The organism is Niabella aquatica (assembly GCF_054779315.1).
Genome location: NZ_BAAGYM010000021.1, coordinates 46,966 through 62,848, shown reverse-complemented (window position 1 = coordinate 62,848; position 15,883 = coordinate 46,966). Strand labels below are relative to the sequence as shown.

At 42.0% G+C, this 15,883-nt stretch carries 13 protein-coding genes; 9 read left to right on the top strand and 4 right to left on the bottom strand.

Annotated features, from left to right (window positions below; translation table 11 throughout):
- Positions 1 to 63 precede the first annotated feature (63 nt).
- The 3 genes from ACYVBM_RS16545 to ACYVBM_RS16535 form a co-directional block, all read right to left on the bottom strand.
- Entirely contained in the window at positions 64 to 1,461 is a 1,398-nt protein-coding gene (locus ACYVBM_RS16545) for an FGGY-family carbohydrate kinase (protein WP_460686801.1), read from the bottom strand.
- A 96-nt stretch (positions 1,462 to 1,557) separates the two neighbouring features.
- Positions 1,558 to 2,529, bottom strand: a complete 972-nt coding sequence (locus tag ACYVBM_RS16540; protein WP_460686800.1) for a sugar phosphate isomerase/epimerase family protein — start codon at positions 2,527 to 2,529, stop codon at positions 1,558 to 1,560.
- 36 nt (positions 2,530 to 2,565) lie between these two features.
- A complete protein-coding gene (locus ACYVBM_RS16535; RefSeq protein ID WP_460686799.1) occupies positions 2,566 to 3,891 on the bottom strand; it encodes a class II aldolase/adducin family protein in 1,326 nt (441 codons plus the stop codon).
- A 147-nt stretch (positions 3,892 to 4,038) separates the two neighbouring features.
- Between ACYVBM_RS16535 and ACYVBM_RS16530 the strand changes: the two genes are divergently transcribed.
- The 3 genes from ACYVBM_RS16530 to ACYVBM_RS16520 all read left to right on the top strand — a co-directional run bounded on the left by ACYVBM_RS16530 (position 4,039) and on the right by ACYVBM_RS16520 (position 7,887).
- Entirely contained in the window at positions 4,039 to 5,070 is a 1,032-nt protein-coding gene (locus ACYVBM_RS16530) for a GntR family transcriptional regulator (protein WP_460686798.1), read from the top strand.
- Positions 5,071 to 5,581: 511 nt separating this feature from the next.
- Positions 5,582 to 6,844, top strand: a complete 1,263-nt coding sequence (locus tag ACYVBM_RS16525; protein WP_460686797.1) for a glycoside hydrolase family 88/105 protein — start codon at positions 5,582 to 5,584, stop codon at positions 6,842 to 6,844.
- On the top strand, positions 6,811 to 7,887 hold the full coding sequence (locus ACYVBM_RS16520) for a DUF2264 domain-containing protein (RefSeq protein ID WP_460686821.1): 1,077 nt from the start codon (positions 6,811 to 6,813) through the stop codon (positions 7,885 to 7,887). Before ACYVBM_RS16525 ends, ACYVBM_RS16520 begins: the two co-directional genes overlap by 34 nt.
- Before the next feature lie 18 nt (positions 7,888 to 7,905).
- Here the strand turns inward: ACYVBM_RS16520 and ACYVBM_RS16515 are convergent, their stop codons facing one another.
- Positions 7,906 to 8,778 carry an AraC family transcriptional regulator gene (locus ACYVBM_RS16515; RefSeq protein ID WP_460686796.1) on the bottom strand — a complete coding sequence of 291 codons (873 nt, stop codon included), beginning with the start codon at positions 8,776 to 8,778 and terminating at the stop codon, positions 7,906 to 7,908.
- Positions 8,779 to 9,075: 297 nt separating this feature from the next.
- On the opposite strand from ACYVBM_RS16515, the gene ACYVBM_RS16510 reads away from it, so the two are divergent.
- The 6 genes from ACYVBM_RS16510 to ACYVBM_RS16485 are packed head-to-tail and all read left to right on the top strand — an operon-like array spanning position 9,076 to position 15,875.
- Positions 9,076 to 9,849: an HpcH/HpaI aldolase family protein gene (locus ACYVBM_RS16510; RefSeq protein ID WP_460686795.1), complete on the top strand. Its 774-nt coding sequence runs from the start codon at positions 9,076 to 9,078 to the stop codon at positions 9,847 to 9,849.
- An 18-nt stretch (positions 9,850 to 9,867) separates the two neighbouring features.
- Positions 9,868 to 10,737 (top strand): NAD(P)-dependent oxidoreductase, encoded by an 870-nt coding sequence (locus tag ACYVBM_RS16505; RefSeq protein WP_460686794.1) that lies wholly within the window; start codon positions 9,868 to 9,870, stop codon positions 10,735 to 10,737.
- A 20-nt stretch (positions 10,738 to 10,757) separates the two neighbouring features.
- Positions 10,758 to 11,771, top strand: coding sequence for a hydroxyacid dehydrogenase (locus ACYVBM_RS16500; protein WP_460686793.1), 1,014 nt, complete (start codon positions 10,758 to 10,760; stop codon positions 11,769 to 11,771).
- On the top strand, positions 11,740 to 13,065 hold the full coding sequence (locus tag ACYVBM_RS16495; protein WP_460686792.1) for an FAD-dependent oxidoreductase: 1,326 nt from the start codon (positions 11,740 to 11,742) through the stop codon (positions 13,063 to 13,065). The genes ACYVBM_RS16500 and ACYVBM_RS16495 overlap by 32 nt, the downstream gene beginning before the upstream one ends.
- Complete coding sequence (gene ilvD / locus ACYVBM_RS16490; RefSeq protein ID WP_460686791.1) at positions 13,058 to 14,737, top strand: dihydroxy-acid dehydratase; 1,680 nt, start codon at positions 13,058 to 13,060, stop codon at positions 14,735 to 14,737. The genes ACYVBM_RS16495 and ilvD overlap by 8 nt, the downstream gene beginning before the upstream one ends.
- Before the next feature lie 22 nt (positions 14,738 to 14,759).
- Entirely contained in the window at positions 14,760 to 15,875 is a 1,116-nt protein-coding gene (locus ACYVBM_RS16485; protein ID WP_460686790.1) for a sulfatase-like hydrolase/transferase, read from the top strand.
- The last annotated feature ends 8 nt before the right edge of the window (positions 15,876 to 15,883 follow it).

Here is a 15,883-nt window from a genome sequence, read left to right as displayed (position 1 = left end):
TGATACTTTAACTAATTACACCTGATGCTGCTGTCAACAATAAGCTGTTTTCATTCTTATTTACTAATAACTGTTTACGTTGTTATATTGGTTCCAGGCTTTTAGTTGAATCATATCAGGAGCAACCGGGGTTAAATTCCAATGTTTATGTATTGCCAATGCTGCCCCCAATGCCGCTCCCTGCATAACGGCTGCTGTATATACCTTGTAATCGGAAAATATTTCTGATAAAAGTTGCATATAAATCTCGTTCTTACAAAAGCCGCCATCTACATAGATGGTGCCGATATTGCTATTGGTTAATACCATTCTGGCAGATGCGGCTTGTTGTGCTACAAGGTCTATGAGTAACTGGTGATAAGCTGCTTCGGCATTATTAAAACGCCGGATATCCCTTTTTGAAAATGGACTGGGCATCGTGCTGTTAAGATCAGAAAAATTCAGATCGATATTTTTATCTAGTTGATTTAAAATGTTGCTTTCATACTTTACAGATTGATAGAAAAGTTGATCTACATTAAAATAATCGGCAATTCTTTGTGTTTGTTGCTGATGATCATTGCCTGAAAACAGCATAGTTGTTTTTACCGGACTGCCCTTGTAACTTAGATAACTTAAACATCCCGCACCAAGTTCTGCAGCAGTTGGTAATTCGCTGCTAAAAGGATTAAGGCTGATAACCCAGGTTCCGGTAGAGAGCACCATAAACGAATGATCAAAACAGAACAGATAGGGAATTAACGCGGCCGAACTATCGTGCAGCCCTGAGCCTACTAGTATTGTATCGTTAGTATATTCATTTTTACAAGGCGTAACGGTATCGCCTTTGATTACCTCTGCTAACTTGTCCTTTATTGCTTCATCATCAAGCCATTGGTGATATTTTTTTTCGGCAAAATTCCACATCGCAGAATGGCATCCTAAACTTGTAATTTCAGCTTTTGTGCATCCTGTTATAAGATAATTAAGGTATTGGGGCAAATGCAGCGCTGTATGTACTTTTTTAAATATTTCTGGCCTTTCGTGTTTCAACCAGTAAAGTTGTAGCCCGGCGTTTAAATGGCCTGTTAACGGCGTACTGGTACTTTTCATTATGGACTCGCTGCCTCCTCTTTCAGCAATAAATCTTTGCATTAAATCCGGAGGATAGGGTTTTAAATAATTGTACAAATACCCAACCCTGCTACCGCCTGCATCTATATATACCAATGAAGCTCCATAGGTAGAAAAATTAATAGCACGCAATTGAAATTGAGTTGATTTTTTCAATTGATCAAAGGACGAAAGCACCCATTTTTCCAAAGCATTAATATCCTCACATGGAAATCCATCGTCGTCAGAAATCTCATCGAACGTGATGATATTTTCTTCAACCAGATTATACTTCTCGTCGAATAGCAGTAATTTTTTATTAGTCTTTCCAATATCAAAAACAGCGATAACGTCAGTTTTTTGTTTCATATTTTCCGGCTAATTTCTTTGGGTAATTTGATGGCTTATTATCATTCTAATTATTATTTGGGGAATGTTATGATTAATAACATTTTGAACATTGTTTTAAATAATCAATTTCCGTAAGAAGCGGGAGGTTTGGATTGCATCGTTTTGCTTTATGAGCGTTTCAATTTCATCGTAGTGGTTATCTACAATTTGCTCATATTTTTTCACCCAGAAGATGCTCTCTGAAATCGCATCTACTGCGTCTTCTCTATAGGGATATTGGTCCATCGATATCCATCCGTTATATCCTGTTTTTTTCAACCAAAACAATAATTCAACATATGTGGTAAAATGCACGCTGCTTACAATCATATCATCGTCCCAGCTGCCATGATTGTCGTTAAAATGCATATGATAAAGCAAATCGCCTGCGCGCTTAGCCAACACTACAGCTTCTGCCACATTTTCACCGGCATAGAAACTGTGCCCGGTATCAATAGTTACTCCAACATTGTTACATCCTGTTTCCTTTGCGGCTAAAATCGTATCTGCCATTCTCGCATGATAAGAAAAATTACGAGGTTCCTTGGGTTTGTATTCAAGAGAATAACGAATATCTGGAAACTCTGTAGCCAGTGCAGTGATGGCTTCTCTCAACCACTCACGCTCCTGATTATAATCTGTAGCCAGGAGGTAATCATAACCATCCTGCCCCAACCAAAGGTTAACAATATTGCAATCCATCCTCAGCGCTATTTCGCTCATTTGCCGCAAATAATCTAATGCTTCTTTACGAACATCCTGATCAATGCTGGTAATACTTCCTTTCCCAAAGCGGGCGTTGCCAAAAGTATCGGGGATGATGCTGGCGCATGCAACGCCAGCATCATCCAAACGCTTTCTCATGTCTCCAACATTATCTGCTCTTATGTCCCAGGTGCCAACCAGCTCTATCCCCTGTATATGTGGCATTTTTTCAAGCGCCATTATTAACATTTCTTCAGAACCGGGGTTGTTTTTATAACTTTGGCAAAAACGGTCTCTTGTATTTCCCAGGTTTCCTAAAATAATTGCATACTTATGGTTCATGATAGTATTATTTATATACTTGTATGATTTTTAACCCTACATCTTCCATTCGTAGTTTTTCCATCTGTTCATTACCTTTCCCAATTCGTCGATTTCTAAATTATCTATTGGTATCATCTCTCCCAGGGAAGATGACAGTATTACTGATTTGGCACTAAACTCTGCTACTTCCAGATAATCAAATGCCTGCAGGAGTTTATTGCCCGTAACAATCACTCCCTCATTTTCTAATATAAGTACAGGAGAATCCGGCGTTATGTTTGAAATTAAATCATCTTCTTGAAAAAAATGAGATCCAAATTTTTTTGTTTTTACATCCTGCAGGTAGATCCACGTCTCGGGAATCGTTCTGACATTAAACGTGGCTCCTGTTATTGCAAATGATGTAAGGTATATCGGCTGTGTAATAATAATGGCATTAATATCTTTATGCTCTTGATATATAGCCTGGTGTATGAGTACTGATTTGTCTGGGCGTTTTCCAATTTCCACTTTCCCATTTTTAATATATACGATATCATCCAGGCTAATATCCCATTTAGAAATTTTTTCTGGTGTAATTAAGAAGTCATTATCATTGCAGCGAGTGGATATCGAACCGAAAGCACCTTGCATTAATCCTTGTCTGCAGGCCCTTTTAACGATCTTAAAAATATCTGTTCTTTTTTCCTTAACATCTGAAGAGAAGGAAAAGGAATTTTCATGAGCGGGTAAATTATTTTGAAAATGCTTAAAATGTTCATCAATTTGTTCTTCTGTAAGATATTTTAATGTGCCCAGTTGATTGCCATATAAAATAGATTTGGCAGTCGTCTCAATTAATTCAAATTTTTGATAGGCTTCTGAAATGTCCGAGGCTCCAACCACAGTGCCATGATTTTCCATTATTACCACATCCAGACCTTTTTCGAACTCCCGGGCAATTTTTTCTCCCAGTTCATGTGTGCCTGGCATTGCGTAGGCAGCATAACCTATTTCACCACAAAAGGCTCTTACCTGAGGGAGAACACTGGTGTAAGGTACTTTTCTAACTATACTAAAAGCAACAAGACCTGGCGGATGTGCGTGAATTACAGCATTTATATCGGGCCTTTGCTTGTATATAGCCAGATGAAACGGATATTCGGAAGACGGCGGGTGTACACCAACTATTTCACCATTCTTTTTTACACATATAATATCAGCTGGTTTTAGTAAACCTTTATCCACTCCGGAAGGTGTAATCCAAATGTTATCTTCATCATCCCTTATCGATAAATTACCGCCTGAAGTAGTAGTCAGTACCCTGTCATAAATGCGCTTCATCACTAAAGTAATCTGATCACGCGGGTGCATCGTTTTTGTATTAAGCAAAGTCGTCATAAGAATTAATAATAAACAAACTTACCATTATGGTTATAAATTCCTATCCTGTGTTGACCCGACCAGTTTCAGACAAAATAATTATTTTTAAAATGTGTTATATGCAACATTAATTTTAACTTGGCTTTTTAAGCGGGTTTATGCATTATGAAAAAGCAACACATATTTGATCTGATAGAAGTTGATCCCTATTCAAGTACTTCAAAATATCTTCAGATTGTAAACACAGTTCTTAAAGAAATTGAAAAAGGCACGATAAAGACCGGAGACAGCATGCCCTCTATTAATGAAGTAAGTATAAAGCTGGACATTGCGCGGGACACGGTGGAAAGAGGTTATAAGCACCTGCGGCAATTAGGTGTGATTACTGCTATTCCAAGACGGGGATACTTTATAGAAAATACAACTTTCAGGCGGCAACTACGGATTTTTTTGCTATTCAATAAACTTAGTATTCCTAAAAAGCAAGCTTATGATGCATTGGTAAATGAATTAGGCGATACGGCAAGCATCGACTTTTATATTTACAATAACGATTTCCAGCTATTTAAAAGATTGTTATCAGGCGCAAAAGATCATTATACCCATTACGTAATTATACCTCATTTTATCGAAGGCGGCGAAAGAGCTTATGAATTAATCGATTTAATTCCAAAAGATAAGCTGGTATTATTAGATAAGTCGTTGCCTGAGTTAAAAGGTCCGTTCAGTACAGTATATATTGATTATGAACATGATATTTACCAGGTGCTTACTGAAGCACTGGAAAGATTAATAAAATATCAGACCATAAAATTAATTTTCCCGGTCAACAGTTATTTCCCCGTCGAAATAAAAAAAGGATTTATACATTTTTGCCAGGACAACGCTTTCTCTTACAAAATCATCAACAATGTAGCAAATGAGCCTGTTAAACTGGGCGATGTATTTGTGAACATGGTTGACGATGATCTTGTTACGCTGATTGAAAAAATAAAACCTACATCGTTGAAAATAGGGGAGCAGGTGGGTATAATATCCTACAATGAAACGCCTTTTAAAAGAGTTATCTTAAACGGTGTTACCACAATATCATCAGATTTTTATGAGATGGGCATTCAAACTGCAAAAGCAATTCTGTCCGGCCAGCACTATCAGCAAAAAGTTCCGTTCAGGCTTACTTTGCGGCCCTCTTTATAATCTGCAAACGGGGAGCCACTAAAGAGGAACAACTCTTAAATACTTTTGCGTTTCCATGGTATTACTTATACTTATATACACTTTAATTTCGATAATCGCTTCCTCACTTTTAACTTTGGAATTTTCAATTTCAGGAAGTTCAAAATATTCAACTCTTCTGATTTTTTTAGTATTAATACTTTAAACTTGCTTTTTTTAATTATTATCAGCTGGTTTTACTCCTAAACTAATTAGTTGTTATGATTAAACTGAAAGCTCACTTGCTGCTCATTCTCACACAAACATAGAAGATAGCTTCTATTATTTTCTCAAATGATTCGTTGAAATCTTAACGAACAAAGCAAAAATTGTACAGGTATTAGCAAAATTTGAAGTTGGGGGATCAGGGCAGGTGTTGTTACTTTGGATTTCTTATAGGAGGATTGCTTGAGCAGGATATGAAAGGATATATAAATTCCGGGTATCTGCTGTATACGGCGGTTGGCTTAATGTATTAAAATCATTGATTAGTATGAACAGAGTATTTATTGTTGTTGTTTGCACTGTCTTTTTCCGGGCAAGCATATTGGCCGCTTCTTTACCCGGAGCGGATGGAATCAAGAATCTTTTTGAACGAACAAGACCACAGGATGTTTTATCGGTGATGAAAAAAGTGGCCGACTGGCAACTCAATAATCCGACGGGCAAGCAGTTGAACTCCTGGGAGTATGCGCCTTTTTATACAGGTTTGATGGCTTTATACCAAACCTGTTCTGACAGAAAGTACTACGATGCGATAATGGATATGGGAAGAACGGTGAATTGGGAACCGGTAGCCCGTCCTTACGATGCCAATGTATTGGCCATATCGCAGGTGTTCCTGGAGCTGTATGAAATAACAGGCCTGGATTATATGATTGATAAGTCAAGATTTGTGATGGATGCTACCATGCAAAGGGAACTGGATCCTGATATCACCTTTGATAAAAATAAATACTGGTGGGAATGGTGGTCCTGGTGCGATGCCCTTTTTATGGCGCCTCCGGCGTATGCGCGCCTGGCCATATTGAAGAAAGAGCCTAAATACATGGATCATATGATTCGCGAATGGAAACGTACTTCCGGTTATTTGTATGCGCCGGGGGATAGTCTATTTTTCAGGGATGACCGGTTTTTTAAAATGAAATCTGCTAATGGTGCCAGGATATTCTGGTCGCGGGGTAACGGCTGGGTTGTAGGAGGACTTGCCAGAATATTACAATACATGCCTAAGGATCACAAATCGCGCGGTTTTTTTGAAAACCAGTTTCGGCAGATGTGTTATAAACTGAAGCAACTTCAAATGCCAAACGGATTCTGGAGCCAAAGCCTGCTGGATCCTCAAAACTATCCTCAGAAGGAATCGAGCGGCACGGGATTTTTTGTATATGCCATGACATGGGGCGTAAATAATCACCTGCTGGAAAAAGAAATTTTTCTTCCGGTGATTGAAAAAGGATGGAAAGCTTTGATAACATCGCTGCATCCTAATGGTAAGCTGGGATATGTTCAGGAAGTAGGGGATGCTCCTACAAATGTAAAATATGAGGATAGCGAAACCTATGGAACCGGCGCTTTTCTGCTGGCAGGAAGTGAAGTGTATAAGCTACTTTCTGCAGGTTCCAGGGCATGGAGTCCCGTTCCGGTAATAAGTGGAAACAAAGACAGGGATTATGCTATCAACATGCTGGTGAAAATTTCAGATCCCGTGCTGGATGCCTTATCAAAAAAAAACTCCGGCAATTACTACCGGTAAAGGATTGGGAAACCCGTAAAGATAATCTGCATACTTCGCCATTACAGGCTTTTGGGAGAACGCTTTCGGGTATGGCACCCTGGCTGTCGCTGGGAGAAGATGCGTCGCCCGAAGGACAGCTGAGAGCCAAGTATATACAACTGGCAAGGCAATGCCTGGTAAATGCCACCGATCCTGCATCGGGAGATTATTTGTTTGGAGGGGCTACCCAGGAGCGTATTGTACATGCAGCTTACGTCGCGTATCCGCTTTTGCTGGCAAAAAAGCAGTTGTGGGATCCGCTCACCACTGCCCAGAAGCGTTCTATTGCAGATGCATTAAAAACACACCGTGACTTTAAACCAAATGAGAGTAACTGGTTATTATTCCCTGCTATTATAGAAACTGCACTTTGGAAACTGACCGGTTCCTGCATGAAAGAACCCATCCGATATGCGATTGAAAAGCATGAAAAATGGTACCTGGGAGATGGAGTTTATGGAGACGGGCCGGATTTTCACTGGGATTATTATAACAGTTACGTTATTTCGCCTTTACTTACAGAAACCTTACGAACCTGCCGTGAAATGGGTATGTGTGTAGAGAAAGCCCTGGCAGATGCCATCAACCGTGGCGAAAGATATGCTGAAATTACAGAGCACCTGATCTCTCCCGAAGGTACTTTTCCGGTGATGGGGCGCTCATCTGTTTACAGGATAGCTATGTTGCAACAACTGGAGTATACGGTTTTCCGGAACGGCCGCTTACCAGGGTCGCTTCATCCCGGTGCTACGCGGGCTGCCATTACATCGGTAGTGAGGAATATGATGGAAATGCCGGGTACCTTTGATGCCTGCGGTTGGCTGAATGCGGGAGTGGTGGGGTATCAGCCCGGGGCCCGCGATTGGTATAATTATACAGGGGCGCTGTATATGTGCACAATGGGGTTCACTCATTTAGGTATTCCACCTGCGGATCCGTTCTGGACAATGCCTCCGGTAAGATGGACGCAGCAAAAGATATGGAGCGGCGATAATTCTGTAAGCGAAAAGTTGTTTAAATAATATGGGCGCAGTTGATCATTAAGTATCCATTCTCTTGACTTTCTTTTTATATTCATTGGGACTTACTCCCATTATTTTTTTAAACGATTTGGTAAAGTTGGATATATTATTGAACCCGCTGGAATAGCAAACTTCGGTTACGGTAACATCATCTTCCATAAGCTGCCGGCAGGCATGGCTGATTTTCGTTTCATTTACTACCTGTATAAATGTTTTCCCATATCTTTTCTTGAAGTATTTGCAAAAAGCCGTTTCGTTCATACAGGCTACAGAGGCGGCTTCCGGAAGGCTTATCTTTCCTAAATAATGCCTGAGGATATAATCATAAACCCTGTTCATCCTGTCTATATCGTTTTCTTTTACCTGTGGCAGATATTCTGTATCAGACAGTACCTCAATATCGCTGGAGATAGCAATTTCATTCAATATTTTAAGTAATAAGGAAATTCTTTCCGGCCCTTTTGCGTTTAGCAGCCGTTCCATTAAATGGATAAGCCTGTCAAAAGTTTCGCCGATAATCCGGATGCCTTTGTCGGCCTTGCTCAAGATTCTTTGGATCTGGTAATTTTCGGGCAGATCAAAAATCCGGATGCCGTTGAAGTCGGCGTCAAATTTGAGAATAATGGCTCTTATATAATCTTCAGGAGTTTCCTCTTCGGTGTTATCGTTATGCCAGTGGTGAGGTAGATTTTTTCCGATCAGCACCATGTCTGTGTCGTCAAACCGGGAAATATTATTGCCCACAAACCTCGAACCTTTTCCTTTTAAAATTGCAGTTAACTCATACTCGTGATGAAAATGGTAAGGAACGCTGAAGCGCTTACTGATGCGTTCCTCTATACTGAAAGAATGATCGGGGGGAGGACTGTTTTTAATTAATATTGGCTTCATATTGACAAGAGCTGTTGCTTTAAGTATTTAATACGTGAATATCAAAAATCTCTTTCAAATGTAACATTTTCCAGATTAAGAAACTTCAATGCCAATACAGAATGACCCATTGCCTGTATGGTAGTGAACTACCAACAGGGAGGGCAAAGATTGTCTCTTTTTTTGCAAATTATGAGGTTGCTGTTCTTTGATATTTTAAGTTCTTTTGTTGAAGTTATTTGATTGACTTGCCTGGTAAAGAAAAAATGCCTTGAGCGCATGCCTGATATAAAATAGTTTTTTCAAAAAATGATATGAATGAATAACCTGAAAAGCCGTTTAAGAAACGGCGAAATGTTAACGGGAACTTTCCTTAGCCTGGGAAATGCAGTTGTTGCTGAAATAGTGGCCAGCGCAGGATTTGACTGGGTAATGATAGACCTGGAGCATGGGATGGGATCAGAAACGGATGTGTTGCATCAGCTTCAGGGGATTGACCCTGAGAAAGTATCATGCTTTGTAAGGGTTGAAGGTAACCAGCGCCAGCGAATTAATAAGGTGCTTGATTTTGGTGTGCAGGGAGTTATGTGCCCACGGATTGAAACTGCTGATGAGGTGAGAGCGGCGGTTAGTGCGATGTATTATCCGCCAAAGGGAACACGGGGCGTGGCAAAGCTGATCCGGGCTTCGGAATATGGTGCCCGGTTTGATGAATACCAAAGGTATGCATCCGAGGAACTTTTGTGTGTTATTCAAATAGAAACGATAAATGCGATTAAAAATTTAGAGGCTATTGCTGCTGTTAAAGAGGTGGATGTTTTATTCATCGGCCCCTCTGATCTTTCTATGGCTTTGGGTGTTTTCGGACAATTGGATCATTCTTCGTTTACCGCTGCGGTTGATGCTATTGTGAAAGCAGCACAAAGGTTTAATAAGCAGGTGGGTATATTGTTATCAGATCCTTATCAACTGAAAAAGTATTACGATATGGGTGTACGGTTCTTTGCTTATGGAACTGATGCTTTTTTTATCAGCAATGGGGCCGGGAAAGCAGTATCGGCGATGAAATCGCAACTGAGCAATGGAGTATAAATTTTATAAATGCACCAAATGGAAAAAGACAGGAATATTGGGTTTATAGGTTTGGGCATAATGGGCAAACCAATGGCTCTAAATCTTATCAAGGCCGGGTTTAAACTGCATATTTGCACTCAAAATACAGCTACACAGCAAGAGTTGCAGGCGTTGGAGGCTACATTACTGAAGTCACCAGCAGCAGTTGCTGCCGTAAGCGATATAGTTATAACCATGCTGCCAGATACATCGCAGGTACAGGAGGTGGTATTGGGTGTAAACGGGGTTATAGAAAGCGTGATGGGCGGTGCTTTGTATATTGACATGTCAACAATAGATGCAGCTGCTGAACGTGATATCAGCAGGCGGTTGAAACAAAAAAATGTGGAATGCCTGGATGCGCCTGTATCCGGCGGACAGCAGGGAGCGGTAAACGGTACGCTTTCGGTAATGGTGGGTGGCAGTGAGCGCGCTTTTGAGCGGGCCTTACCGATGTTTGAGGTGCTGGGGAGCCGCGTGATACATATGGGGGATAACGGAGCCGGGCAGGTTGCCAAATCCTGTAACCAGATAGCTACGGCACTGGCTACTCAGGGGATAGCGGAGGCCTTTACACTGGCTAAAAAGTCGGGTGTGGATCTGGTACGGCTTAGAGCAGCTATGCTGGGCGGCTTTGCTGCTAGCAAGGCTTTGGAAGTAGCTGGTGAGCGAATAATAGCAAATGAATTTACTCCGGGCTTTACGCTTCAGTTGTATAACAAAGATCTGCGTATTGCCAATGATTCGGCATTGAATGCAGGATTACACTTGCCGGGAACATTACTGGTTCAAAAGGAAATGAGCCTGCTAATAGAAAGGAACCTGGGGATGCTGGACTTTAGCGCTTTGATAAAAATGTTTGAATAATTACCAAAAGATAATAATAAATGAAAGCTTTACCAAAAGTTTTTGTATCAGAACCTATCAATATCAAAGGGATTGAACTGCTTAAAGATAAAGTACAATTTGTTTTTGCTCCTGATACTAAAAAAGATACTGCATTACAGTTAATAGCTGATGCCGATGCCGCTATTTTGAGGGCTACGACAGTATTTGATAAGGAAGTGATTGACCGGGCAACAGATTTAAAAGTAATAGCCAGAACAGGTGTGGGCGTTGATAATGTGGATCTCGAATTTGCTGCGCAGAAAGGCATACTTGTTTGCAACACGCCGGGCACGAATGATAATACGGTAGCGGAACATGTGCTTACACTCATTTTTGCAATGTCTAAACAGATATTCCTAATGGATAAAGCTGTTCGTACCCAGCAATGGAGCCAACGTTTTTCTTCCAGGCAAATAGATGTAAAAGAAAAAATCCTGGGTATTATAGGCTTTGGAAAAACCGGAAGGGCCACCGCAAAACTGGCTTGTTCTATTGGTATGAAAGTGTTGGTGTATGACCCTTTTGTTCCGGAACAGGAGCGGTCTGTTCGCTTTGTAGAAACACCGGATCCCGTATTTAGCGAATCTGATTTTGTAAGTCTTCACTGTCCTGTAACACCAGAAACCCGTGGGTTTATCAATCAAAATTATATAAAGAGGATGAAAAAGGAGGCTTATCTTATTAATGCATCGCGCGGTGAGCTGGTGAATGATAATGACCTGGTGACCTCGCTGCGGCGCAACGATATTGCTGGCGCAGCGCTGGACGTTTTCAGGGAAGAGCCACTTTCTCCGGAAAGCCCTTATCTGCAACTGGATAATGTGATTCTGTCTCCGCATGTGGCCGGATCTACCAGGGAATCGAATGAGCGTATAGCAATAAGTGCGGCTCAGGCAGTACTGGATGTATTAAATGGAAAAATGCCGACGCATATATGTAACCTTAAATATTTTTCCGACGACGATAAAACTTTGCTTTTATATGACAGAGCAGCTTCAGGTGGCATCTTATAAAGTGCCGGTTTGGTATAAGCCCGATGTTTGCGTTATTGGCGGTGGAGCTGCCGGCATTGCAGCAGCTGTGGGCGCATCCCGGGCGGGCTTATCGGTATTGCTGGTTGAGAAATACGGTTTTTGCGGAGGCGCCGCTGTGGCGGGGCTTAGCGGTACAATATGCGGGTTGTTTTCATCGGGGGCTAATCCCCGGCAAATAGTGTTTGGCTTTGCTGATGAGTTTTATCGCCTGCTTCAGCAAAAAAAGGGCGTTACGGCTCCTGTACCTTTTGGGAAAACACTTTTGGTGCCGCACGACAGCCTTAAATGGAAAGAGACTGCTGATGCGTTACTTTCAGATACCTGTTGTGATATATTATATCATACGTACTTTCTTAGAGCAATTACTGATTCCGATACGTATATTAAGTATATTATTGTAAAAGGAGGCGAAGGAGAATTTGCTATACAACCTAAATATGTTATTGATGCATCGGGCGATGCAGCAATAGTGCATAGCTTACAGCATCCGTTTTCAGTAGGTAATAACGGAGTAGTGCAAACACCTACAATGATTTTTAAAATGGCTAATGTGGACATGCCGTCATTTTTGAAAACAGACCAGGAAGAAATCGGCCGGAAAATATATGCGGCTTACCAAAAGGGGAATAGTTTGCTGCCAAGGCATCATGTGTATCTTTTCGCATCACCTAACGCCGGCGAAGTGCTTTGTAATATGACGAAGATCACTTTCCCTGATGGATCTGTACCAATAGGCATTTACTCAAAAGATATTACCTACGCAGAAATAGAAGGGCGGAAACAGGCAAGAGCCTATGCTTCTTTTTTAATAAATACCTTTCCGGCTTTCAAAAATGCTTATATGGCAGAAACCGGCGCGCAGGTGGGCATCCGGCAAACCCGTTCTGTATTGGGCAAGGCGACTTTGAAAAACGAAGATGTAATCAAAGGCAATAAAAGCGAAAATGCAGTAACCTTTTCGGCATGGCCTATAGAGCTGCATGCATCGGGCACTCTTAAAATCGCATACCTGGAGGATGATTATTATGATATTCCTTTTGAAACACTGATCCCTGCAAGATCCTCAAATCTTTTAGTGGCAGGCAGGTGCCTGTCTGCCGAGCACGAAGCACTGGCTTCTGCAAGAGTTACTGCACAATGTTTCGGGATGGGTTATGCCACTGGCGCGGCCTGCAGTTTGATGTTGTCAGAAAATATAAGTGCAGGCGGGCTTACGGGTAAAGATGTTGCCTTATGGATGAAACAAAAGCATTTAAAAACGGCATATGAATAAACTCAGAAGCAATTTTGAAAAAGGCAGCACCAGGTGGGCGGTAAGGCGCTCCCAATGGATTGCGATGGGCATTGCGGAAGAAGATTTTGAAAAACCTAAAATAGCAATTATCAATTCATCTTCGGGCTTGTCGGTTTGTTATCAGCACCTGGGAAAATATAGCCGGATGGCCCAGGCTGCGGTTAAGGAAGCCGGCGGACTCCCTTTTGAAGTATGCACCATTGCTCCCTCTGATTTTATTACCTCTGCCGGTAAGAAGGCACGATATTTAATGCCCTCGCGCGATTTGCTGGTAAATGATATTGAAGTAATGGTTGAGGGCGCCGAGCTGGATGGAATGATTTTGCTATCTTCCTGTGATAAAACCACACCGGCTCATCTGATGGCAGCGGCCCGTCTTAATATACCGGCTGTAGTGGTGGCGTGCGGTTATCAGTTAGGTGGGCATTGTAATGGCCGGCAGGTGGATATAGAAGAAGTGTATAAAGGAGTAGGCACTGTTTTGACGGGTAAGATGAGCCTGGAAGAAATGGAGGAATGGACAAGGTGCGCTATTAAAGGCCCCGGCGTATGCGCCGGTTTGGCAACCGCTAATTCAATGCACTGCATGGCCGAAGCATTGGGGATGGCGTTGGCTGGCTCTACACCTATAAGAGCTGATAGTGAAGCGCTGAAAAAGGTGGTAATGGAAGCGGGTAAAAAAATAATAGAGCTGGTAAATGATAATTTAAGGCCACGGGATATCATTAAAAGGGAAAGTATTCAGAATGCTATACGGGTAGCTGTTTCTATCGGCTGTTCTGTGAATACGGTCAGGCATCTTACTGCGGTTGCGATAGAAGCAGGATTGAACCTTGATGTCATTAGAATGTTTGAAGAAGAAGCGACTCGTTTTTCACAGATCACGCGTATCAGGCCTAATGGCCCTGACCGTATTGAACAGTTTGATAAAGCCGGCGGCACACGGGCTGTTCTGCAACGGTTGAAGAACGAGCTGAACCTGGAGGTGCAAACCGTGAACAATCAGTTTCTTTCTGATATATTAAATGATCCTGTGGAAATAGATGAAACATACATAAGGTCCACCGGCAATCCTTTCAGGAAAGAACCGGGGCTTACCATTATCAGGGGGAACCTGGCGCCTAACGGCGCGATTGTTAAGCTCTCGGCTATTGATGCAGGCCGCAGGGTTTTTGAAGGGCCTGCAAAAGTGTACAATGATGAAGACCTGGCAATGCAGGCTTTGGCTGAAGGGAAAATAAGCAGCGGTGATATTGTTGTATTGCGGATGCTGGGGCCTGTTGGTGGTCCGGGAACTGTATTTGCCTGTAGTTTTATGGCGGCTTTATCCGGAGCCGGCCTGGCCGATACTGTTGCGGTTGTTACGGATGGCGAACTGTCTGGTCTGAATAAAGGAATCACCATCGGGCAGGTGATGCCTGAAGCCGCACTTGGGGGGCCGCTGGCTATTGTTGAGGAAAATGATCCGATTAAAATTGATCTGCATGAAAGAAAGATAGATTTGCTGATTCACAAAGATTCGTTTGATAGTCGCATGAATAGCTGGGCTCCTTTAGAAAGGCAGCTTGAAAATAACTGGCTTAAATTTTATGCTGATAATGTAATGCCGCTCGAAAAGGGTGCGGTGTTTGGTAAAAGAGCAAATTGTTAACTGACGGTTTAATTTTTTTTGAATGATGCTTAATAATGTTATAAAAAATCCGGAACGGGTGGTGGTGTTCCTCATCGATGGTTTGCATTGGAAAGCTCCATCGAAATTAAAAATGCCTGTTTTAAATGCGTTGATAAAGGAGGGAACTTATATCAACCAGTCTTATATGATTGCCCCGCACCATCCTACAGTGGGAGAATACGGACGCATACATACCTCTTCTTTTCCTAACCCGGTATTGCAGGAGGGCACGTTGTTTATCAGGCCTGGCAATAGAATGTTGCAGGATGTGTTTGCCGGTGTTTCTGCTTTTGTAACGAATACTAAAGCATACCTCTCGGTAAGCAAAGGCTTTACCATCAATATACACAATCCCGAAATGTCGGATGAGCAGGTAGTAACGCAAAGCATTGATTTAATGAACCGTCATGATATAAAGTATTTCAGGATACACTTGCAGACACCGGGTAATGAAGGGCGGTACCTTACCTATACCACACCCGACAAACCTTATTACAGAAATATCTGGGGCGATGGCTCTCCGTATGTAAAGAGTATTGAAACTGCTGATGTATTGCTGGGCCGGTTTGTATCGGCGTTAGCAGAAAAAGGGATGCTGGATGCAACGCTCCTGGTTGTTACTTCGGATCAGGGACAATGTGAAAAGGGCTGGCATCCTGTTATTGAACCTGATAGTGGTATTACTCCACTGTTGTTTAAAGGTCCCGGGATAGCTGCAAACAGAACATTACCTTATTTTGAGCATACGGATATTTCTCCTACAATCGCCGCCCTGATGGGCTTGCCTGCTCCTAACCACGATGGCGGCGCCGGTGTATTTGTTAAAGAAATACTGGAAACGGAAAATCCCGGAAGTTTCAGGCATCTGCAATATATACAAACGATCAATGAGCAGCTCAATCAATATAATGCGCTCAGAGCCCGGCTAATGATCGCGGCAGAAAAAGACAGCTACTATTCCAGCCTGATCAGTTACCTGGAAAATGAATTGCTTACTCCCGAGCCGTTTTATCACCAGGACCGTTTCTTTGAATGGTTTAAAGCGGGAACTACCGGGCATCTTGTAGAAGTAAACGGGCATATCCTGGAAAAAATGAGCGCAGCATATGGAGCATAAGCGTACCG

Excerpts from the sequence above, each read along its gene's own strand:
- ACYVBM_RS16545 (WP_460686801.1), bottom strand. The coding sequence starts at position 1,461 with ATGAAACAAAAAACTGACGTTATCGCTGTTTTTGATATTGGAAAGACT.
- ACYVBM_RS16540 (WP_460686800.1), bottom strand. The coding sequence starts at position 2,529 with ATGAACCATAAGTATGCAATTATTTTAGGAAACCTGGGAAATACAAGA.
- ACYVBM_RS16535 (WP_460686799.1), bottom strand. The coding sequence starts at position 3,891 with ATGACGACTTTGCTTAATACAAAAACGATGCACCCGCGTGATCAGATT.
- ACYVBM_RS16530 (WP_460686798.1), top strand. The coding sequence starts at position 4,039 with ATGAAAAAGCAACACATATTTGATCTGATAGAAGTTGATCCCTATTCA.
- ACYVBM_RS16525 (WP_460686797.1), top strand. The coding sequence starts at position 5,582 with ATGAACAGAGTATTTATTGTTGTTGTTTGCACTGTCTTTTTCCGGGCA.
- ACYVBM_RS16515 (WP_460686796.1), bottom strand. The coding sequence starts at position 8,778 with ATGAAGCCAATATTAATTAAAAACAGTCCTCCCCCCGATCATTCTTTC.
- ACYVBM_RS16510 (WP_460686795.1), top strand. The coding sequence starts at position 9,076 with ATGAATAACCTGAAAAGCCGTTTAAGAAACGGCGAAATGTTAACGGGA.
- ACYVBM_RS16505 (WP_460686794.1), top strand. The coding sequence starts at position 9,868 with ATGGAAAAAGACAGGAATATTGGGTTTATAGGTTTGGGCATAATGGGC.
- ACYVBM_RS16500 (WP_460686793.1), top strand. The coding sequence starts at position 10,758 with ATGAAAGCTTTACCAAAAGTTTTTGTATCAGAACCTATCAATATCAAA.
- ACYVBM_RS16495 (WP_460686792.1), top strand. The coding sequence starts at position 11,740 with ATGACAGAGCAGCTTCAGGTGGCATCTTATAAAGTGCCGGTTTGGTAT.
- ilvD (WP_460686791.1), top strand. The coding sequence starts at position 13,058 with ATGAATAAACTCAGAAGCAATTTTGAAAAAGGCAGCACCAGGTGGGCG.
- ACYVBM_RS16485 (WP_460686790.1), top strand. The coding sequence starts at position 14,760 with ATGATGCTTAATAATGTTATAAAAAATCCGGAACGGGTGGTGGTGTTC.